The organism is Cryobacterium sp. MLB-32 (assembly GCF_000738085.1).
GTDB lineage: Bacteria > Actinomycetota > Actinomycetes > Actinomycetales > Microbacteriaceae > Cryobacterium.
This window is the reverse complement of the sequence record NZ_JPRS01000797.1, coordinates 1-472: the sequence shown is the minus strand read 5'-3', so window position 1 is coordinate 472 and position 472 is coordinate 1. Positions and strand designations below refer to the sequence as shown.

At 62.9% G+C, this 472-nt stretch carries 1 protein-coding gene; it reads right to left on the bottom strand.

What is annotated here, in order from left to right; genetic code table 11:
* Window positions 1-472: TniB family NTP-binding protein (locus JF66_RS21440; RefSeq protein ID WP_035881065.1), on the bottom strand; the 472-nt coding region annotated here is incomplete at both ends.

Genomic DNA, 472 nt, shown 5'->3' with positions numbered 1-472 from the left:
CAGCGGTCAGGAGGTGGGCGAGTTCCCCGATGGTTCCCTCGCAGCGAGCCAGCAAATATTGGGCCATGTCGTCGGTCGCGATGGTCGACGGGTGCTGCAGTGGCAACGCTCTCGCGAAGCTGGCTAACAACGACACGGTGTCGGCATTGACAGTCCACAGGGGAAGGACGACGGGTTCGAATCGGTTCTCGAGCTGGTCGTCGGATCGGATGGCAAGATACGCCTCTCGTGTTCCGACGCCGATGATGGGGATGTGTAACTCGTTGCCGAGGAAACGCAGCAGATTGAGGAACTCCCGGCGGCTGCTGCCTGCCCCGGCCAGGACGTTGTGCAGCTCGTCGATGACGAGCATGCGCACACCCGTTGACCGCAACAGACTCAGCGACATCTGTTCCACCTCGGCCAACCGCCACCGGGGTTGAAGAGGCGCGCCCAGCGCGGCGAGGAGCGCGATATAGAACCGCAACACGGA